This is a genomic window from Streptomyces ipomoeae 91-03 (assembly GCF_000317595.1).
GTDB classification, from domain to species: domain Bacteria; phylum Actinomycetota; class Actinomycetes; order Streptomycetales; family Streptomycetaceae; genus Streptomyces; species Streptomyces ipomoeae.
Genome location: NZ_AEJC01000376.1, coordinates 1 through 20120 on the forward strand (window position 1 = coordinate 1; position 20120 = coordinate 20120).

At 70.0% G+C, this 20120-nt stretch carries 18 protein-coding genes; all 18 read right to left on the minus strand.

Annotated features, from left to right (window positions below; all coding sequences use genetic code 11):
• Positions 1-559: LacI family DNA-binding transcriptional regulator (locus STRIP9103_RS24310; RefSeq protein ID WP_009321184.1), on the minus strand; the 559-nt coding region annotated here is incomplete at its 3' end.
• Positions 559-2865, minus strand: a complete 2307-nt coding sequence (yicI, locus tag STRIP9103_RS24315) for an alpha-xylosidase (RefSeq protein ID WP_009321187.1) — start codon at positions 2863-2865, stop codon at positions 559-561. The genes yicI and STRIP9103_RS24310, both read right to left, overlap by 1 nt.
• An 11-nt stretch (positions 2866-2876) precedes the next feature.
• Positions 2877-3701, minus strand: coding sequence for a carbohydrate ABC transporter permease (locus STRIP9103_RS24320; protein WP_009321201.1), 825 nt, complete (start codon positions 3699-3701; stop codon positions 2877-2879).
• A complete protein-coding gene (locus tag STRIP9103_RS24325) occupies positions 3698-4663 on the minus strand; it encodes a carbohydrate ABC transporter permease (protein WP_009321196.1) in 966 nt (321 codons plus the stop codon). The genes STRIP9103_RS24320 and STRIP9103_RS24325 overlap by 4 nt, the downstream gene beginning before the upstream one ends.
• A complete protein-coding gene (locus STRIP9103_RS24330) occupies positions 4660-5955 on the minus strand; it encodes an extracellular solute-binding protein (protein WP_009321206.1) in 1296 nt (431 codons plus the stop codon). The genes STRIP9103_RS24325 and STRIP9103_RS24330 overlap by 4 nt, the downstream gene beginning before the upstream one ends.
• A gap of 416 nt (positions 5956-6371) precedes the next feature.
• Positions 6372-7613 carry an ATP-grasp domain-containing protein gene (locus STRIP9103_RS24335; protein WP_009321185.1) on the minus strand — a complete coding sequence of 414 codons (1242 nt, stop codon included), beginning with the start codon at positions 7611-7613 and terminating at the stop codon, positions 6372-6374.
• A gap of 36 nt (positions 7614-7649) precedes the next feature.
• A complete protein-coding gene (gene ddaH / locus STRIP9103_RS24340; RefSeq protein ID WP_009321192.1) occupies positions 7650-8492 on the minus strand; it encodes a dimethylargininase in 843 nt (280 codons plus the stop codon).
• Positions 8493-8546: 54 nt separating this feature from the next.
• Entirely contained in the window at positions 8547-9719 is a 1173-nt protein-coding gene (locus tag STRIP9103_RS24345; RefSeq protein WP_009321194.1) for an acyl-CoA dehydrogenase family protein, read from the minus strand.
• A gap of 1 nt (position 9720) precedes the next feature.
• Entirely contained in the window at positions 9721-10227 is a 507-nt protein-coding gene (locus STRIP9103_RS24350; RefSeq protein ID WP_009321200.1) for a flavin reductase family protein, read from the minus strand.
• A 16-nt stretch (positions 10228-10243) separates the two neighbouring features.
• Entirely contained in the window at positions 10244-11599 is a 1356-nt protein-coding gene (locus tag STRIP9103_RS24355) for an FAD-binding oxidoreductase (protein WP_009321198.1), read from the minus strand.
• Positions 11596-11940, minus strand: a complete 345-nt coding sequence (locus tag STRIP9103_RS24360; RefSeq protein WP_009321207.1) for a hypothetical protein — start codon at positions 11938-11940, stop codon at positions 11596-11598. The genes STRIP9103_RS24355 and STRIP9103_RS24360 overlap by 4 nt, the downstream gene beginning before the upstream one ends.
• Entirely contained in the window at positions 11937-13235 is a 1299-nt protein-coding gene (locus STRIP9103_RS24365; RefSeq protein WP_009321190.1) for an ATP-grasp domain-containing protein, read from the minus strand. Before STRIP9103_RS24365 ends, STRIP9103_RS24360 begins: the two co-directional genes overlap by 4 nt.
• Positions 13232-14305: an NAD(P)/FAD-dependent oxidoreductase gene (locus tag STRIP9103_RS24370; RefSeq protein ID WP_009321188.1), complete on the minus strand. Its 1074-nt coding sequence runs from the start codon at positions 14303-14305 to the stop codon at positions 13232-13234. The genes STRIP9103_RS24365 and STRIP9103_RS24370 overlap by 4 nt, the downstream gene beginning before the upstream one ends.
• A 1-nt stretch (position 14306) precedes the next feature.
• Positions 14307-15845: a class I tRNA ligase family protein gene (locus tag STRIP9103_RS24375; protein WP_009321191.1), complete on the minus strand. Its 1539-nt coding sequence runs from the start codon at positions 15843-15845 to the stop codon at positions 14307-14309.
• Complete coding sequence (locus tag STRIP9103_RS24380) at positions 15842-16213, minus strand: cupin domain-containing protein (RefSeq protein ID WP_009321195.1); 372 nt, start codon at positions 16211-16213, stop codon at positions 15842-15844. Before STRIP9103_RS24380 ends, STRIP9103_RS24375 begins: the two co-directional genes overlap by 4 nt.
• A complete protein-coding gene (locus STRIP9103_RS24385) occupies positions 16213-17496 on the minus strand; it encodes a lysine N(6)-hydroxylase/L-ornithine N(5)-oxygenase family protein (protein ID WP_048820897.1) in 1284 nt (427 codons plus the stop codon). The genes STRIP9103_RS24380 and STRIP9103_RS24385 overlap by 1 nt, the downstream gene beginning before the upstream one ends.
• Positions 17497-17669: 173 nt before the next feature.
• A complete protein-coding gene (locus STRIP9103_RS24390) occupies positions 17670-18974 on the minus strand; it encodes an ATP-binding protein (protein WP_234022281.1) in 1305 nt (434 codons plus the stop codon).
• A 255-nt stretch (positions 18975-19229) separates the two neighbouring features.
• Positions 19230-20057 (minus strand): isocitrate lyase/PEP mutase family protein, encoded by an 828-nt coding sequence (locus STRIP9103_RS24395; RefSeq protein WP_048820899.1) that lies wholly within the window; start codon positions 20055-20057, stop codon positions 19230-19232.
• Positions 20058-20120: the final 63 nt, after the last annotated feature.

The following is a 20120-nucleotide window of genomic DNA, read 5'->3' on the forward strand; positions in this document are numbered from 1 at the left end:
CCGGGGGCGAGCCGACCAGGCCGATCACTCGGTGGCCGAGGCCGGCCAGGTGCTCCACGCACAGTTCGCCCGCCGCCTTGAAGTCCAGGTCTATGCAGGTCAGGCCGGACGGTTCGGCGGGGAAGCCGATCATCACCGAGGGGCGGTCCAGAGCACGGAGCAACGGGATGCGGGGATCGTGGAGTTGGACGTCCATCACGATGAACGCGTCCACGAGGGCGGTGTCCGCCACCCGGCGCAGGCCCTCCTCGCCCTCCTCCTGGGTGAGGAGCAGTACGTCGTGGTCGTGTTCGCGGGCCGTGGTGACCACCGAGACCGCGAACTGCATGACGACCGGGACGTTGATGCCGGGGCGTAACGGCACCACCATCGCCAGGACGTTCGACTTGTTGCTGGCCAGGGCCCGGGCGCCCGCGTGCGGGCGGTAGCCCAGTTCGCGGATGGACGCCTCCACCCGGGCACGGGTCTCCGCCGAGATGGGGCGTTTGCCGCTGAGGGCGTAGGAGACGGTGCTCGGGGAGACGCCGGCGTGCCGGGCCACATCAGTGATCTTCACCATCACGCGTCACCTGCCGTTTCCGCGTCCAGGCCCGGACCCGGCTCTGCTTCGGGTTCCCGTTCCAGTTCCATCGTCAGAAAACCGGTGCCCGCCCGGGCCCGGACCTCGCGGTCGCCCGCCGCCAGGCCCCACGGTGCCCTCGGGTCGCTGCACGAGGCCCGTAGGACGTTGCCCTCGCGTACGACGGTGAAGGTGATGCCGGCCACCGGGACCGTGACCTGGGCGCCGCGCTCCAGACGGTGGGCGCGGAGGGTGACGCCGTCGGCGTGGTCGTAGTCGGGGCGGTCCGTCACCGCGCCGACCGGGACGACCGCGCCGGGGCGGACCAGCAGGGGCACGCTGTCGAAGCCGTGGCGTTCGCGGACCCAGCGGGGGCCGGTGACCGTGTCGCCGGTCAGGAAGTGGGTCCAGGTGCCCTCGGGGACGTAGTACGTGACGTCGCCCTCGTCGCTGAAGACGGGGGCGACGAGGAGGTCGGGGCCGAGCATGTACTGGCGTTCCAGGTGTGCGCAGCCGGGGTCGTCGGGGAACTCCAGGACCATCGCCCGCATCATCGGCACGCCCTCGGTGTGGGCGGTGCGCGCGGCCTCGTAGAGGTAGGGCATGAGGCTGAGCTTCAGACGGGTGAAGGTGCGCAGGACGTCGACCGACTCCTCGTCGAAGAGCCAGGGGACCCGGTACGAGGAACTGCCGTGGAGCCTGCTGTGGGAGGAGAGCAGGCCGAAGGCGATCCAGCGTTTGAACAGGGCGGGGGTCGGGGTGCCCTCGAAGCCGCCGATGTCGTGGCTCCAGTAGCCGAAGCCGGACAGGCCGAGCGACAGGCCGCCGCGCAGGGATTCGGCCATCGACTCGTACGTCGCCTCGCAGTCGCCGCCCCAGTGGACGGGAAAGCGCTGGCCACCGGTGGTCGCCGAGCGGGCGAAGAGGACGGCCTCGCCCTCGCCGCGGTGTTTGCGCAGGACGTCGAAGACGGTGCGGTTGTAGAGGTACGTGTAGTAGTTGTGCATCCGCTCCGGGTCCGAGCCGTCGGACCAGGTCACGTCCACGGGGACCCGTTCGCCGAAGTCGGTCTTGAAGCAGTCGACGCCCTGGGCGAGGAGCGCTTCGAGCTTCGCCGCGTACCAGGCGCGGGCCGCCGGGTTGGTGAAGTCGACCAGGGCCATGCCCGGCTGCCACATGTCCCACTGCCATACGCTGCCGTCCGGCCGCTTCAGCAGATATCCGGCGGCCTTGCCCTCCGCGAAGAGCGGGGACCGCTGGGCGATGTACGGGTTGATCCACACGCAGACCCGCAGCCCGCGCGCCTTGAGGCGGGCCAGCATGCCCTCCGGGTCGGGGAAGACCCGGGGGTCCCACTGGAAGTCGCACCAGTGGAACTCGCGCATCCAGAAGCAGTCGAAGTGGAAGACGGAGAGGGGGAGCGCGCGCTCCCGCATACCGTCGATGAACGACGTCACCGTCTCCTCGTCGTAGGAGGTGGTGAAGGACGTCGAGAGCCAGAGGCCGAACGACCAGGCGGGCGGGAGCGCCGGGCGGCCCGTCAGCGCCGTGTACTTGCGGAGGATGTCCTTCGGGGTGGGGCCGTAGATGACGTAGTACGTCAACTCCTGGGTCTCCGCGCTGAACTGGACCCTCGATACGACTTCGGACGCCACCTCGAACGACACCTTGCCGGGGTGGTCGACGAAGACGCCGTAGCCCGCGTCCGTCAGGAAGAACGGGACGTTCTTGTACGCCAGTTCGCTGCACGTGCCGCCGTCGGCCTGCCAGATGTCGACGACCTGGCCGTTCTTGACCAGCGGGCCGAAGCGTTCGCCGAGACCGTAGACGGAGGTACCCACACCGAGGTTGAGCTGCTCGCGCAGATAGTGCGCGCCGGTGGCGTCGCGCATGATGCCCATGTTCTTGTGGCCGCTGCCGGTGAGGGCGCGGCCGTGGGCCAGGAACTCCACGTGCCAGGGGCCGCCGCGGGCGACCCGGACCGACAGGGCGCCCGAGGTCAGGGTCGCGTGGTCGTCGTCGTACGAGATCTGTGGGGTGGTCTCGTCCTCGGTGAGTTCGAACTCGGGGCCGCGCGGCTGCTCGCCCGAGAAGTGGGTGAGGGTGAGGCCGATGACGTCGGGCATCGGGGTGTGCGCGTGGATGGTCATCACCGGTCCCGTCATCAGGTCGCCGCGGCTGCGGATGGGTCTGGTCGGCGCGTGGATCTCCAGTACGCCGTCCGCCTCGGTGACGTCCAGGGCCTCGGCCGGGTACGCCGCGGTGACGCCCTCGCGCAGCAGCCAGTAACCATCGGTGAACTTCATGTGGGGGGTCCTTACTTCACGGCGCCCACGGCGATGCCGCGGGTGAGGGTGCGTTGGAAGACGAGGAAGAAGACGAGGGCGGGCAGGACGCCCAGGAGCGCCGCCGCGTTGGTCATGGTCGCGTCCATCAGGTGCTGGCCCTGGAGGACGCCGAGTGCCACCGACACCGTCTGGTTGTCGTTGGAGATCAGCATGACCAGGGGGAGCAGGAACTCGTTCCAGGTCCAGATGAAGAAGAAGACCAGGAGTACGCCGAGGGTGGGGCGGCTGACGGGGACGACGATCCGCCAGAGGATCTGCCACTTGGTCGCGCCGTCGATGCGGGCCGCCTCGATGATCTCGCGCGGGAACGTGCCGAGCACGGCGGAGAGGAGGTACGTGCCGAAGGCCGCCTGGATCACCGTGAAGACGATGATCACGCTCAGACGGGTGTCGTAGAGGCCCGCTTCCTTGCTCAGGTAGTAGATCGGGTAGACCAGCGCCTCGTGCGGCAGCATGTTCGCGAGCACGAAGAACGCCAGCACCCAGGTACGGCCCCTGATGCGGCCGATGCCGATCGCGTACGCGTTGAGGATGGACAGGACGACGGCCAGGGCGGCGACGGAACCGCTGATCAGAAGCGAGTTGATGAGCTTCTGGCCGTAGTCGACGCGCTCCCAGAAGTCCTTCAGAGCGTCGAGATGGACGCCCTCGGGGAGGCTGAGGGGCCCGTTCTGGGCGTACTCCGCCGGGGACTTGAGCGCGTTGACGGTGACGATCAGGAACGGGACGACCATGAACAGGGCCGCGATCACCAGGGCGATGAGCACCGGGTAACGGCGTACGGCTGTCGTCATGCGCGTGGCCCCTCCTCGGCGTCCTCGGCGCGGGTCTGGAACTTCAGGCCGATCAGGGAGAGGGCGAGGATGAGCACCGTGAGCACCGTGGAGATCGCGGCGCCATAGCCGACCTGCGTCTTCTCGAAGAACGTGGTGAAGGAGAAGTACGAGGGCACGTTCGTGGCGCCGCCCGGGCCGCCCTTCGTCAGGACGTACACCGCGCCGAACACCTTCAGCGCGGCGATCGTGCACCAGGTCAGCACGACGTACATCTCCGGGCGGATCTGGGGGACCGTGATGTGCCGGAAGCGGCGCCACCAGCCGGCGCCGTCCAGTTCGGCGGCCTCGTACAGCTGGGGGTCGACGCGCCCGAGGCCCGCCATGAAGACGACCAGCGGGAAGCCGAGCTGCACCCAGACCATCACGCCCATCACGGTGTACAGCGCGAGGTCGGGGTCGCCCAGCCAGTCCTGCTGCCAGGAGCCGAGGCCGACCGCCTTGAGGAGTTCGTTGAGGGAGCCGTTCTCGGGGGCGAGGATCCAGCTCCAGACGACGCCGGCGACCGCGATCGGCAGCACCTGGGGGAGGTAGAAGCAGGCGCGCAGCACGGCGACGACCTTCGAGCCGTAGTGCTTGCCGATGTAGTCGAACAGGGCGGCGGCGAGGACGAGTCCGACGGCCGTCGGTACGACGGCCATGGCGACCACCATGAACAGGCTGTGCCGGAACGACGCCCAGAAGTCGGCGTCGTCCATCAGCTCCCGGTAGTTGGCGAGCCCCGACCACTGAGGGCTGCCCACCCCCTGCCAGTCGGTGAAGCTCACGCCCGCGTTCATCAGGAACGGCACGACGACGACGGCGAGGAAGGCGAGGGCACCGGGGAGGAGGAAGAGGGCGTAGGAGTCGCGGGGGCGGCGCGGGCCGGAGTGGTCGTGCTTGCCCACGGCCCGCTCGCCCCGTTCGACGGTCGTCACCGTCATCGCTTCGGCGCGTCCTTCTCGTACGCCTCCCCGATCGCGTCCAGATAGGCGTCCGGTTTCGTGCCGCCGGTGATCAGCTTCTGGGTCTCGGAGACGAGGACGTCGTAGTAGCCGGGGACCGGCCAGTCCGGGTAGAAGGCCAGGCCGTCCCTGTCGGACAGGGTGTTGAAGTCGGCGATGAGATCCTTGGCCTGCGGATCGGTGATGGCGGCCGGGTCGGCGGCCACCGGGACGCCGCCCTTGTTGCCGAGCAGGTTCTGGATCTTCTCCGACATGGTGATGTCGATGAAGTCGTACGCGAGTTCCTTGTTCCCCGCGCCCTTGGGGACGACCCAGAGGTTGCCGCCGGAGCCGAGCGTGAGGTCGGTGTCGGGCCACAGGAAGGTGCCCCAGTCGAACTTGGTCTCCGTCTTGAAGCGGCCGTACCACCAGCTCCCCGAGAACAGGATCGGCGACTTGCCCTGGATGAAGGAGACACCCGCGTCCTCGGCCTTGGTGCCGCTGGACTTCTCGCTGATGTAGCCCTTCTTCACCCAGTCGGCGAACGTCTGCGCACCGTACGTCCAGGCCGCGTCATGGAAGTCGGGCTCGCCCTGGTACAGCTCGTACGAGTCCACCCAGGCGCGGTCCGCCTTGCTGAGCGCCAGCTGGTAGAGGTACTGCTGCGCCATGTACTCGGAGCCGGCGTTGGCGAGCGGGGTGATGCCCTCGTCGACGAACTCGTCCATCGCGGCGGTGAGTTCGGCGAGGGTGGTGGGCTCCTCGATGCCGTACTTCTCGAAGAGGTCCTTGTTGTAGAAGACCATCGTGTACTCGGCGTAGTTCGGCACGCCGTACCACTTGCCGGAGCCCATCACCCCGTCGGCGTCGTACTGGCTGGTCGTGCGGACGCCCGCGCTGAGCTTCTTGTCCCAGCCGCGTTTCGTGACCTCGCCGGTGAGGTCGGTGAGGAGGCCCTGTTTGGAGAGGAGCCCGGCGGTGGCGTTGCCCTTGTTGTACTCCATCAGGTCGGGTGCGTCGGAGGAGTTGAGGATCATCGGGGCGGTCTTCTGGATCTGCTCGAAACCTTTCTCCTCGAACTCGACCTCGACCCCGGGATGCGTTCTCTCGAACTCCTTGATCGCCTCCGCCCAGGCCACGCCCATCGCGCTGTCGGGGCTCTCGTAGTGCCACAGCCGGAGCGTGTCGCCGTCGCCCGACCCGCTCTCCGAGCCGCCGCAGGACGCCAGCAGCAGGGCCCCGCTCAGAACCGCCGCGGCCACCGCCGTCGTACGCTTTCGTGCCGTCAACATCCTGTGCCTCCAGGGGAGTCGGATGGATCTCGGGGCGTCACGCGGCCGTACCGTGTTTCGAACGGTGCCGTCGAATCGTTTCGATGCGTGACGTCGAAGCGCTTCGACGGGCGAAGGTATGTGGGAGGCTCGGGCGCGTCAATGGGGCGTGCGAAACCTCGGCCTTTGGGTGCCTGGGAGCTCGGGGGTGGGGGTTGTCCGGCGGGTGCGGGTGAGTGGGGGCTGGTCGCGCCCACGCGGCGGAGCCGCAAATCGATACAGCCCCGCGCCCCTGAAAGACCCCGGGCGCCCCTGTGCTTTAGGGGGCCGGCGCACCGCTCCCACAAACGCCCTCGCCACCGCTCCCGTGAGGGCGGTGGCGAGGGGGCCCTGGTGGTGGGCGACCGGTCGCGGGGACGTGCCTGGTGTCGGCGCATTCAGACCGTGGTGATCCGGATCGTGTCGATCACCGCCTCGGCGTTGCGCAGGGCCTCCGCCGAGGTGGCTCCCCTGGTCATCACCGAGCCCACCCGGTCCCAGGAGCTCTGCAGCTCGCGTACGGTGTCGCCGGGCTTCAGGTGCAGGGAGAGCGAGAGCACGCCCGGCAGCCGGCCCGCCTCCTCGGCGCCGTCGACCGACACCACCTCGCCGGGTGCCGCCTCCATGAAGCGGATCGCGGCACCGCCCGCCGCCTGCCGGGGCAGCGGCTCCGGGCGGCGGCCCTGCATGACGGTGTAGAACGCCCCGGCCAGGTTGATCCCGTACGCGTCCTCGATCAGCATCGGGATGCCGTCGCCGGGGAACCGGCCGGCGCACTCCACCAGATACGGGCGGCCGTCGCTGACGATCCACTCGCAGTGCACCATGCCGCTGCCGAAGCCGACCGCGCGCAGCACCGTCTCGGTCTGGGACACCAGCAGCTCGCTCAGCGAAGCCGGGATGCCGGCGGCCGGCACGGTGTGCCCCAGCTCGATCGGGCGCGGGCCCGGATAGAGCAGCTTGCCGGTGACGTTGGAGAACAGCACCTCCCCGTCGCTGACGAGCAGTTCGACGCTGTACTCCTCGCCGTGCACGTACTGCTCGATCAGCATCCGCAGTTCGCGCTCCCGGTCCGGCACCCGGTCGCCCTCGTCCTGACTGGTGCACTCCGCCCAGACGGCGTCCAGGTCGTCCAGCGAGTGCAGCACCTTGGTGCCGACGGAGGCCTGCCGGTTGGCGGGTTTGAGGACCAGCGAGCCGGGGTGGGCGGCGGAGAACTCCAGCACCTCCTGGGGGGAGGTGACCTCCTGGGAGGCGGGGTTGAGGACGCCCGCGGCCCTGGTCACCCGGCGCAGCAGCGACTTGTCCCGCATGATCCGGGCCGCTCCGGCCCCCGCCCCCGGCAGGCCGTAACGCTCGGCCAGCCGGGCCGCGAACGGTGTGGCGTACTCGACCAGCGGGGCCACCACGGCCGGGTCGAGGTCGGGATAGGTGTTGAAGAACTCGTCCGCCGCGGCCGGGAGCTGGTACTCCCACTCGATCAGCTCGCGGAGCATCGGGGCGCCTTCGAGGGCGTTCTTGACATCGCACTTGCGGATCACGTCCGGCTCGTCGACGACGATCACCGAGCCGGGGGCGAACTCCTTGATGTAGGGGAGGACATTGACGTAGCCGACGATGATCCAGGGCTGCTCGCTCATGGTGTTTCTCCTGTACCGGAACGAAGGGGGAGGGGGTCAGTGGCGGATCTCGAGCGTGCAGCACTTGACGCTGCCGCCCGCCTTGAGCAGCTCGGACAGGTCCACGTGCTGGGTGTGGAAGCCACGGGCGCGGAGCTTGGCCGCGAGGGCGGTGGCGGGCTCGGGGAGGATGACGTTGCATCCGTCGGAGACCAGGTTGAGCCCGAAGAGCAGGGCGTCCTCCTCGTCCGCGAGCACGGCGTTCGGGAACAGGGTCTCCAGCACCCGCAGGCTCTCGGTGTCGAAGGCGCCCGGGTAGTACACGATCTCGTCGTCGTCGAGCGCGGCCAGCGCGGTGTCCAGGTGGTAGAAGCGCGGGTCGATCAGCTTCAGGCTGACCACCGGGCGGCCGAACAGCGCCTCGGCCTCGGCCTGGGAGCGGGGGTCGGAGCGGAAGCCGTTGCCGGCCAGGATGGCTCTGCCGGTCGTCACGTAGTCGCCCTCGCCCTCGCTCGTGAAGGCGGCCTGGACCACTTCGCGGTAGCCGTGGTCCCGGAACCAGTCGGCCCACAGGTCGGCCTCGGCCTGGCGCTCGGGGTGGCGGAACCTGGATATCAGGACCTTGTCGTCCACCACGAGGGCGCCGTTCGCGGCGAACACCATGTCCGGCAGCCCGGGGGCGGGGGTGATGGTCTGGACGTAGTGGCCGAGCTCGGCGAACACGGTGCGCAGGTTCTCCCACTGGGCGATGGCCAGCGCCTTGTCGGTGGGCTTCTCGGGGTTCATCCACGGGTTGATGCTGTAGGTCACCTCGAAGTGCTCGGGGCGGCACATCACATAGTTCCTGAGGCGTGCCCGACGGGGGGTCAGCTCGGTCTCGGGTGCGAGGAGTTCGGTCATGGCGGGAGTCCTTCCGGGGCGTGGCGAATCGGGGCTGTGGGTGTTCCGAAGCGGTCAGCCGGTGATCCCGAGGCTGAGCGGGAAGCTGGGCCTGCTGCCCAGGAGGTGGGCGCCGGCGGACTGCAGGATCTTGTCCTGGGCCACCACGTGCTGGCACATCGTCATGGTGTCGCGGAGCCAGCGGTCGAGCGGGCTGGGCTTGTAGATCGCGGCGGTCTGCATCACGTCGTAGAGCCGCATCACGATGGAGCGGACGGTGCGGAAGGCGTGCAGTCGGGACAGGGGGAGCGCGGCGCGCTCGTCGGCGGTGAGGTCGTCGAGGGTGCCGCCCGCCTCCAGCACGTCCCACTGGCGCCGCATCGCGCCGTAGACCGCGCTGCGGGTGGCGTTGAAGTCGGCCTCGCACTCGGCCAGGGTGACCTGCACCCGCCAGTTGTCGGACCAGCCGGGCTTGGCCACCACCTTGGCGCGCACCCAGTCCAGCGCGGCGCGGGCGACGCCGAGCGGGACGCCGGGCATGTTGCGCATGTGCACCTCGGGCTGGGCCAGCGGGCCCTCGCCGTTGCGGACGGCGCCGAAGGTGAGGGTGCGCTCCTCGGGGACGAACACGTCGTGGATCGCGTAGTCGCAACTGCCGCTGCCGGCGAGGCCGGTGGTGTGCCAGGTGTCGATGATCTCGACGTCCTCCTGCGGCACCATCAGCAGGATGGAGTCGTGCGAGCCGTCGACGAGGAAGGGTTCGCCGTCCTCGTAGATGAAGGCGCCGGAGATCACCCAGTCGGCGTGGGTGATGCCGCTGCCGAACTGCCACCTTCCGGTCAGACGGTATCCGCCGTCCACGCGTTCGGCACGACCGGTGGGGAAGAGCAGACCGGCGGTGGCCATGTCCAGCCGGGGGAACATCTCCTTGGCGACGGTCTCGTCGAGGAACGAGGCGTAGAGGCCGGAGTCCATCCCGATCATCGCGGCCCAGCCGGCCCCGGAGTCGCCGTAGGCCAGGGCCTCGACCACCTCGGTCTGCTCGATCGAGGTCAGCTCCGGGCCGCCCCAGGCCTTGCTGAATCCCATCCGGAACGCGCCGGTCGCGCGGATCAGTTCGACGACGTCGGCGGGGAGGCGGCGGTTCTGCTCGATCTCCACCGCGCGTTCCCGCAGCTGCGGGGCGAGGGCCTTGGCGGCGGCGAGGATCTCGGCGGCGGTGTTGGGGACCGCCTGGGTGTTCGTCATGTCAGGACTCCTTGGTGGTGGCGGTCGCCAGCTGGTGGAAGTTGCCGTGCAGGAAGAGCAGGGGAGGCTGCTGGTCGCGGTTGCCGGTGGAGACCACCTCACCGATGACCATCGTGTGGTCGCCGAGGTCGAAGCTGTCCCAGAGCACGCATTCGAGGCTGCACTGGGCGTCCAGCATCAGGGCTCCGGTGACCGGTCCGGGGGTGGCCGGGAGGGCGGCGACCGCCTCGGCGCGGGCGTCGCGGCCCTTGGCGAGCTGCCGGGCCAAGGGCTCGGCGTCGCTGTCCAGGATGGAGATCGCCCACTTCTTGGTGTCGAGCAGATCGCTCAGGAACTGGGAGTCGCGGTGCAGCGAGAGCGAGACCAGCGGCGGGTCGAGCGACACGGAGGTCAGCGAGTTGAGCGTCACCGCGTCGTGGCGGCGGAGACTCTCACGGTCCGCGTAGGTCGCGGCGACACAGACACCGGTGGCGAAGTTGCGCATCGTGCCGCGCAGATCGGGTGACATGGCGTCTCCTCTTCGGCTAGATGGCCTGGTTGAAGGTGAAGACCCGCTCGGGGTCGTAGCGGTGCTTGATCTCGCGAAGCCGGTCGAGGTTGGGGCCGAAGTAGGCGGCCTGGGCCTCGGGCAGGTCGGGGTCGGCGAAGTTGACGTACGAGGCGTCCCGGGCGTGTTCGCCCATCGCGGCGTGCAGTTCGGTGAGCCATTCGAGGTTGTCCCGGCGCACCCTCTCGGGGTCCTCGGTGGACCAGGACGTGTCCATCGAGATCAGGAAGAGCACGTCCCGGTGGGGGAAGGCGGTCTCGGTGACGGGCACCCGGTTGATGGCGCCGCCCCAGGTGAACAGGGCGATGCCGGCCCCGTCGGGGTTGCCGCTGCCGGGCCACTTGCGCAGGGCGGTCAGGATGGTGTCGACGCCGGCCTCGGTGAGCGGTTCGGTGACCGTCCGGGTGCGGACCGCGAACGGGTCGCCCGATGTCTCGTGGCGCAGGTAGTCCTTGGCCTCCCAGTAGCTGCGGTCCTCGATGTCCGTCGTGGACGGTGAGCCGGTCTTCAGGGCGGGGGCGAGCAGTTCGCGCAACTCCGAGGCCGGGCCCAGATGCTGGCCGATCACCGAGACGATCCCGTCGTCGTCCCCGGACCGGCTCACGCCGATCCGGGCGGCGAACCTGTCGGGTGCGTCCCGCATGATCCGCTGCATCACCGGCAGTACCGCCTCGGCGTCGTCCAGCGGCCACACCACGAGACAGGTGGAGCTGGCGACCGTCGGCCTGGCCTGGAAGGTGAAGGAGGTGTTGATCCCGAAGTTGCCGCCACCGCCGCCCTTGCAGGCCCAGAACAGGTCGGCGTGGTCGGTCTCGTTGCAGGTGACCAGCGTGCCGTCGGCGAGCACGACCTCCGTCTCCACGAGGGAGTCGCAGGTGAGCCCGAACGCCCGGGACACCGCGGCCACGCCGCCGCCGAGGGTGAGGCCACCGATGCCGACCTCGTCCGAGTTGCCGAGCGGGACCGCCAGATCGTGGCGCTGGAGCTCGGCGTACAGCTCGCCGGAGACGGCCCCGCCGCCGACCGTGACCAGTTCCCGCTCGCGGTCCACCGTGACGGTGTTCAGACCGCGCAGGTCGAGCACCAGTCCCGTGGAGGCGGCCTGGCCGGCGTAGCTGTGGCCGCCGCCGCGGGCCACCACCGGCAGCCCCTGCTCCCGGGCCCAGGCGATGCCCCGGGCGACGTCCGCGACGCTCGCGACCGAGAGCACCCCGGCCGGGCGGACGTCCGCGTAGCGCTTGTTGAACGCGCTGCTGTTCTCCTCGAAGCCGGGCTCTCCCGGCAGCCGCACTGTTCCGTCGACCTGCTCGCGCAGGCCCTCCCAGTCGGTCATCCCGCTTCCTCCGGTTCCGTCACTTCCGCCAGGTACGAGACGCCGGTCTCGGAGCGCGGCGTGTACCGCTTCCACTCCTCGCGGAGCAGCAGCCCGAACTCGATGTCCTGTTCAGGGGTGTTGACGGTGCTTCCGGCGATGACGTCGCCGCCGTCCAGCACCATCGTGTAGGCGAGGCGGAGGGTGCCGTCCGGCTCGCAGATCCCGTTGACGCTCCCCCGGCGGACCGGGCCACCGGCGAAGTCCGCCCACACCAGGTCGTCCTTCTGGTGGTACTGGGCCGTCACCCCGTCCGCTGCGGCCAGTTTGCGGAACTGGCGGCCGTTGTAGTCGATGCTCATACGTCCGCGTCCAGCAGTCCGGCCGGCATCTCCAGCCGCGCGGCCACGTCCTTGCGCTCCAGCGGCTCGGCGTCCAGCTCGACGGCCGCTATGGCGGTGTCGAGACGCTCCGCGCAGGTCCTGCGGTCCTCGCCGGTGCAGACCACGAAGGAGTGCCGGGCCAGGTATCCGCCGGGCGGGAGCCGCAGCTCGGTGCCCGGTTCGACCATCGGGGAGGCGGTCACCAGCCCCGGCAGGTCGGTCGGCACGCGTACCTCGCGGACGGTGGCGTCCTCGGTCGGGTAGCCGAAGCGGATGCCGGCGACCGCGTGCCGGGTGAAGGCGGTGTCCGGACGGTGTCCGGCGGCGACCTCCACCAGCAGTTCGCCGGGGTCGATGCCGGTGGCGATCCGGCCGAGGAAGGGGATCAGGTCCCCGCCGAGCCGGCCGTTGATCTCGATGATCACGGGGCCGTAGGTGGTGAGCTTGACCTCGGTGTGGGTCAGCCCGTTCTCCACGCCGAGTACTTCGTGCGCCTTGGTCAGGACGCCGATCAGTTCCTGGTCCTCCAGCAGCGGGTCGGCCGCGTCCACGACATGGCCCACCTCTTCGAAGTACGGGTAGTGACCGGTCTCCTTGCGTGCCACGAACATCGCCCGGTACTCGCCCTGGTGCACCACGCCGTCGACGCTGATCTCGGGACCGTCGGCGTAGCCCTCCACGATCGCCCCGCCCCGGTACGGTTCGTCACCGACCAGGCTGGCGTTCGAGGCGATCAGATAGGCCTGGTCCAGCTGCGTCTCGTCCTCGGCGAGCACGACGCCCATCGAGGCGCCCAGCGCCCGTGGCTTGACGACCACCGGATACCCGACGCGGGCGGCCACCTCGCGGGCCTGCTCCAGTGTGTCGGTCAGCTCGAACCCGGGCTGGGGGAGCCCGGCGGCGGTGAGCATCGACCGGGTGCGGTGCTTGTCCCGGCAGCCCTCCACCCCGGCCAGGCCCAGGCCCGGCACTCCGAACTCGGCGGCCAGCTCGGCGGCCGGCATCACCAGCGGTTCGTCGTAGCAGAACAGCCCGACCACGGTCCGGCGGCCCGCGATCTCCCTGGCGGCGGCGCGGAGTTCGTCGTGGTCGAACACGTTGACCACGGTGATCTCGTCGAAGTAGTCGTGCTGCCAGGTGGGCTTGAGGTTGTTGACCAGGACCAGCTTGAGGTCCAGCTCGGCCGCCCGCCGGGCGGCGGACTCGATCAGGTACTCGCGGTAGACACTGAGCCCGCTGCCGATCACCAGCAGCACGCGGTCGTCGGCCGTCATATCGTCTCCCCTTGGAAGTCAGTGGTGAGTGCTTCGAGAATCCGTTCGGCGACCAGCGGCGCGGTGCGGAAGCCGTCGCCTCCGCTGGCTGTCCGGGCCCAGGTGCTGGGGCCGATCCGGACCAGGTGGGCGGCGCCCGTCTCGGCGTCCACCAGGTAGTGGCAGCGCTTGACCGCGATCACGGTGTACCGGTCGGGCTCGGTCAGGAATCGCTCGGCCAGCACCTGCTCGGCCCATCGGCGCTCCTCCACGGGGGAGCCGGTGGTGACCGCGTCCGCCTCCCGGCAGACCGAGGCCGAGCTGACCTTGAGCAGCGTCCCGTCCCCCGGCGGCAGCAGCCAGGCCAGGCCCGAGGTGCCGATCCGGCCGATGCCCGGGGTGTTCTCCCAGGCCGAGGCCAGCTGCTCCGGCGGCTTGAGGTAGACCAGGGTCTGCCGGTGCAGCACCATCGGCAGGTCGACCAACTCCTTCGACCAGGGGCCGGTGGCGACCAGGGTCAGATCGGCGTCCAGGAACTCCGCGTCGGGCAGATACACCCGTCCGGTCTCCGGATCCACCGCCTTGACCTCCTGCCAGGGGCGGAGCGTCACGTTCGGCTGCTCGTTCAGCCAGCGGACGAGCACCTGGAGCGCGTGGTCGGCGAGCAGGACGCCGCCGTGGCGTTCCAGCACCCCGACCGAGTTCTCGGGGAACCGGACGTGGGGCACCGTGGCCGGGTCGATCAGGCTGACCGGGAGGTTGACGGCGGCTGCCGCCTCCATCACCTCGTCGACCTCGTCGGTCGACCAGGCGGTGATCATGCCGACCCGGCGGTAGAACTTGGAGCCGGTCAGGGCCTCCAGTGCCATCCAGCGGCGGTGTGCCACCGCGATCCGCCGGGAGGCGGCCAGGTCGTGCGTGTCGAGCGCGCGGACGGCCCGGTGCTGGTCGAAGGAGGTGGAGTTGGGGTTCGGGATGGCGTCCCGGTCCAGTACGGTGACGTGGTGTCCGGCCAGGGCGCACCGCACCGCGGAGAGCAGTCCGGTCACTCCGGCGCCGACCACCAGCACGCGTTGTGCGTCGGTGGACATGTCACACCGCCCCGCCGTCCAGCCGTGGCAGTTCCCTCACCGTGATCTCGGTGGTCAGGTCACCACGGGTGAGCCGCGTGTCGACCCCGGCCCGCTCGGCGAGATCGATCAGGATCGGGGCGGCGTTGCGCAGCACCGTCTCCACCTGGTGGCAGAAGTCGCCCGCCTGCGCGTCGGTCACCTCCCAGCGGTCCAGCCGGCCCAGCTGCTCGGCCAGCGTCTCCGCCGTCCGTACGAGGCTGAAGGAGTCCAGCTCGTAGGAGGCGGCGAACCGCTCGGTGATCCGGTCGGCGGCCTCGCGGGAGGCGGCGGAGACCGGCAGGGTCTGCCCGGCCCACCGTCCGGCCTTGGCGGCCACCCGGTTCCACGGCTCGATCAGCCGGGCCCCGGTGACGGCGGCCAGCGCCGACCAGCCGAAGTTGGTGCGCTGGTTCTCCGGGCTGGTGGCGGCCAGGTGGTAGCGGCCCACGTCCCGTGGCAGCCGGTCCGCGAGTTCCTGCCCCCAGACCAGGTGGCCCCGGCTGGTGGAGAACTTCTGGTGCTCCAGTTCGTAGAACTCGTTGGTGACGAACCGTGCCGGCAGGGCGTAGCGGTCCTCCAGGGCGAGCAGCATGGCCGCCCCGGCGATGGCGAACGGGAAGGTGTTGTCGAAGCCGAGGAAGTAGACGGCCTCGGTCTCGGACTCCGGCCACCAGAGTTGGTCGTCGGAGGTCAGGACGTCGCCGCGTGCCTCGGCGGACACGGTGGTCGTATAGATGGACCAGGCCATCGTCTCGGCGTTGGGGTTGACGCACTGTCCGGGAACTTCGGGGAACGGGGCGGGGATGCCCCAGGAGATCGGGTAGGTGACGGGGAAGTCCGGCAGGGGGCGGGCGAGCATCTCCTCGACGGCCTGGGCCATGTGTGGCCGCAGCGCGGCGCCGCTGCTCGCGAAGTACTCCCGCAGCCGTTCCCGGTACTCCTCCAGTGGCAGCACCAGGACCGGGACCTCGCGCAGTTCCAGGGCCTCCTCGGGGTTCTCGGTGGAGCGGGGGTCGATCAGATCGCCGGCCGCCAGGGGGTGGCCGCAGCTCTCGCAGAGTCCGGCGCAGCCCTCCGCCAGGCAGTTCGGGCAGCCGCCCTTGACGAAGCCGTCCACCAGGTAGGTCCCGGTGCTGGGCGAGTAGGGGAAGAGGGTGGGCCGCAGGACCAGCTTTCCCTCGTCGTGGAGCCGGCTGACGAAGGTCAGCACCTGCTTGGTGAAGCGTTCCTCGTCCCGGGTGAAGCCGTCCACCGCGATGCCCATCGCGGCGAGTGTGGACTCGACCTTGGCTGTGGAGTCGGCGACCAGGGCCTGGGGCGTCGTGCCCAGGCGCCGGGCGGTGGTGACCACGAAGGTCGAGGTGTCCTGGGCGCCGGTACCGAAGACGGTCTCCCGTCCGGCGGCGCGCTGATAGCGGGTGAAGACGTCGGCGGCCAGGAACGGACCGGCCAGATGACCGAGATGCAGGTCGCCGTTGGCCGTCGGGGCGGGAGAGATCACCGCCGTGCGCTTGCTCATACTGGGGTCTCCTTCTGATGGCGGGTCAGGAAGACCTCCGACATGTCGGTGTCCCACCAGATCCCGTAGTACTCGAAGTCCTCGGAGGAGGGGTTGACCACCTTGTGGGTGCAGCCCGGCGGCAGGTGGACGATGTCGCCGGCGGCGAACTCGTGCTCGACCCCGTCCACCACCAGGGCGGCGTTGCCGCTCATGGCGATGAAGATCTCGTACTCGTGGTGGCTGTGCGGGGTGGACTCCCCGCCGGCCCGGACGACGCACCAGGCGCCCTCGAAGGGGGCGTTGAGCACGTCCCAGGGCCGCAGTCGTTCTCCTTCGATGCCGTAGGCGGGGGTCAGGTTGGCGCGGTCCAGACGACGGATCTCCATCAGCGGACCCCCGCCGACGCGGCGACGCTGCGGCGGTCCAGCAGGTCGGTGGTGATCTCGTGCGAGCGCTGTGCGAGCACGCTCAGCAGCGAGTCGGAGATGCCGTGGGTGGCCTCGTTGAAGCCCTGCAGATAGAGGTTGGCGCGGGCGTCCTCGCCGAGGTTCACCCGGTAGCGGCGGTTGACGTCGATCCGGTCCAGGCCCACCTGGTCGGCCAGGCTCCGGACCATCGCGGGCATGCGCTGGTCGTAGCCGGTGCCGAGCAGGACCAGGTCGCAGCGGTACGACTCCACACGGCCGGTCTTGCGGTCGCGCAGCTCCAGGACGACCTCGCCGTCCTCCTCGCGGGCCGAGAGCACCTCGGTCATCGACCGGACGGCGGAGCGCTGGGAACCCGCCAGCTTCTGCTCGTAGAGCATCATGTAGGTGTCGTCGAGGAACGGGGCGGCCAGGCCGGCGTAGTTGGTCTGGCGCATCTCGTCGAGGATCTGCTTGCGGGTCTCCGGGGAGCTGCCGTGGAACTCGTCGATGAAGGACGGGAAGAACAACTCGTTGACGAACTTGCTGGTCTGGTAGTTCATCAGACCGATCGAGCGGTGTATCAGGGTCGGCTGGCTGAGCGGCAGGTCCTGGTGGACCGAGACGAACATCTCCGCTGCGCTCTGCGCGGCGCCGATCACGACCACCCGCACCGGGCGGTCGATCGGGTACTGGGCGATCCGGGTGGAGTACTGGGAGCTGTGGATGACCCGGTCGTGCGGCAGCCCGGCGAACTCCTTGGGTATGCGGGCGTCGCGGCCGGTGCCGACCACCAGGTCACGGGTGTCCACGGTGTCGCCGTCGGCGAGGGTGACCCGCCAGCCGATCACGGTGCCGTCGTCGGCCTTGCGCGGGGCGACGCCCTGCACCTTGGCGTTGTAGCGGATTCCCACGTGGTCCAGGGAGTTGGCCACCCACTGGAGGTACTCGGAGATCTCCCGGCGGAAGGGGTTGAAGGTGCCGAGGTTGACGAACTCGTCCAGTCGGCCCTTGGCGTGCAGGAAGGAGAGGAAGGAGAAACGGCTCTGGGGGTTGCGCAGCGTCACCAGGTCCTTGACGAAGGAGACCTGGCTCCTGGCGAACGGCAGCAGCAGGTTGCGCTGCCATACGACGTCCGCGTGCTGCTCCAGTATCAGCGTGTCGGCCGCGAGTCCGGTCGCACCGGACTCCTCGATCGCGACCGCCAGGGCCAGGTTGGACGGGCCGGCGCCGATCGCCAGGACCTCGACCTCGTGGTTACTCATGCTCTCTGCCACCTCGCTACTCGTCCTACCGCCCGTTCGAGCGGGCAGGTGAACGGTCCGTTCTGCTGTTCGGATCCGTTCGGTAGGACGAGTACAGCGAGCGCGGCTGTTGATCGGCAGGCTTGTCCGGAGCGGACAATCAACGTGCGATCGGACAGGAATTGATCGGAGGGTCAGGTCAGCTGGCGGTCCCCGGCCGTGGGCCGGATCCGGGGGAACGGCACGGAACGACGGGGCAGCAGGTTGTGGGCCGGATCGCGGTCCGCGACGAAGGCCCGCGCCAGCGGATCGAGCCGGTACGCGCCGAGCCGTTCGGTGGGCCGGAGCATGCCCGCCTCGACCAACTCATCGATCAATTGGTCGGCTCCGGCGAGGATTGATTCGTCCCCCCGCAGCTCCGGTTGCGGCAGGTTCGCCAGCCGGTCGAGCAAGTCGGACGCCTGGTCGCTGAGTTGGACATGCGCCGAGTTGAGGACCTCACGCATGGAGAGGTCACCGACGCTCAGCCAGTCCAGTAGCGCCTCGGGGCGGTCCAGTCTGCTCACGGCCCAGCGCAGCGACATCTCGGGGCGCGCGAGCAGCCTGCGGGTGGCGATGTCCAGCGCCAGCGGCAGGTCGCCGCAGAGCTCCGCCAGCCGGTCGGCGCCGGCCGGGTCGGCCTGAGCGCGTTCCGGCAGCCCCCGGGCGATCAGGGCGACGGAGTCGGCCCTCGGCAACGGCTCCAGCCGGACCCGGTGGACATCGCGCAGGCCGAGCAGTGAGGAGCGGCTGACCACGATGGTGCTGCTGGTCTCGGAGTCGACCAGCAGCGGGCGGACCTGGCGTTCGCAGTGCACGTTCTCCAGCAGGACGAGCACCCTGCGCTGGGCGAGCAGGGAGCGGTAGAGCCCGGCCCGCTGGTCCGCCGCCGCCGGGATCTGCTCGGCGGGCACCCCCAGGGCCGCGAGGAACTCGCCGAGCAGGCCCGTCACGTCGTACCCGCCCTCGGGCACCGGGCCGAGAACGGCGTAGAGCTGACCGTCCACCATGTCCGGCGCCAGGTTGTGCGCGTGGTGCAGGGCCAGCTCGCTCTTGCCGACGCCGACCGGACCGCTGATCACCACCGGGCCGGCCGGGGCCGAGCCGAGTCGGGTCAGCTCCTCGCCGCGGCCCACCAACGTCTTGGGCCTGGGCGGCAGTTGGCAGGGTTTCGGGAGCGCCGGCGCCAGGGGCCGACGCTCCTCGGGTATCGCTTCCCCGGACGACGCCTCCCCGGCCGTCGGCTCCCGGGACATCGGTTGCGCCACCGGTGCGGCCGGGCGCGGCGGCACCACCGGTACGCCGCTGTTCGCCGCCACCGCGAGCCAGCGCCGGCGCCACTCCTCCCGGTCGCCACCGCAGGCGGCCACATAGGCCAGCGCGACCTGCAGGGTGGGCAGCCGGTGCCCGTTGGCCGCGCTGGACAGTACCGACGCCGAGTACATGGCGGTTCTGGCCATGTCCCGGTACGTCGGACTGCCTGCCTCGATTCTCAGGCGGCGCAGACGACTCGCGAAGTCCGCGACCGCTCCGCCCGAGGCGTCCACTGGTTTTTCAGGCCTCCCCATTCCGATCCCCCAACCTCTCGTATACAGATGTGGATGACTCGTATACACATGAAAAACACAGGAAGCGGGCCGGTCCGATGTCACCGGGCCGACCCGCGCCCCGTGCGTGGGCATGTCTCAGACTGTGAAGCTCTCCCCCCGCCCGTCTCAGCGGCTGAAGCTGCTGTTCACCGCGCCGAAGTCCAGCGCGTCGGCCATCTCGTCGTATGTGCCCTTGCCGACCATCTCGACGGCGGCCCGGTGGGCCACGGCGTAGGCGGCCTGGGCGATGGCGGTGCCGACGCTGACCCGGCGCACGCCGACCGCCTCGAACTCGGCCACCGTCGGCGCACCGGGCCCGGCCATCACGTTGACCGGCAGCGGCTGGCCCTTCACCAGCTCCGCGACCACCGCGAGGTCGAGCAGGCCCGGCACGAACAGGCCGTCCGCCCCGGCCTCGGCGTAGACGGCCGCGCGGGCCAGCACGTCGGCCTGCCGGCCTTCGGGCGCGCCGATCTGGAACAGGAAGACGTCGGTCCGCAGGTTGATCATCAGCTCCGGCAGCCCGGCGCGCTCCGCCGCCTGCCGTGCGGCGCGGATCCTGGCCGCCTGCTCCTCGGCCGAGAAGAGCTCGCCGTTCGGCTTGGAGTCCTCGAGGTTCACGCCGGCCACGCCGGCCTCGATCACGGCGGTGACGGTTGCCGCCACGTCTTCGGGCGCGGGCCCGTAGCCGCCCTCGATGTCGGCGGTCACCGGCACCTCCACGGCGTCGACGATCCGGCGCACCAGGGCCGCCATCTCGTCCCGGCTGAGCGCCTGCTGGTCCGGCTTCCCCGCCGACCAGGACACGCCGCCACTGGTGGTGGCGACGGCCTTGGCGCCGCCCTGGGCGATGAGCGCCGCGCTGCCGGCGTCCCAGGCGTTCGGCAGTACCAGTACGCCGTTCTCGTGCAGTTCGCGGAGGAGGACGGCCTTGGCCTGCTGGCTGTTCGCCATGACGGAACCTTTCATGAAAGGGGGTTTACTCAACATGCTTCCTATTTCAGGAAAAAACGGTCA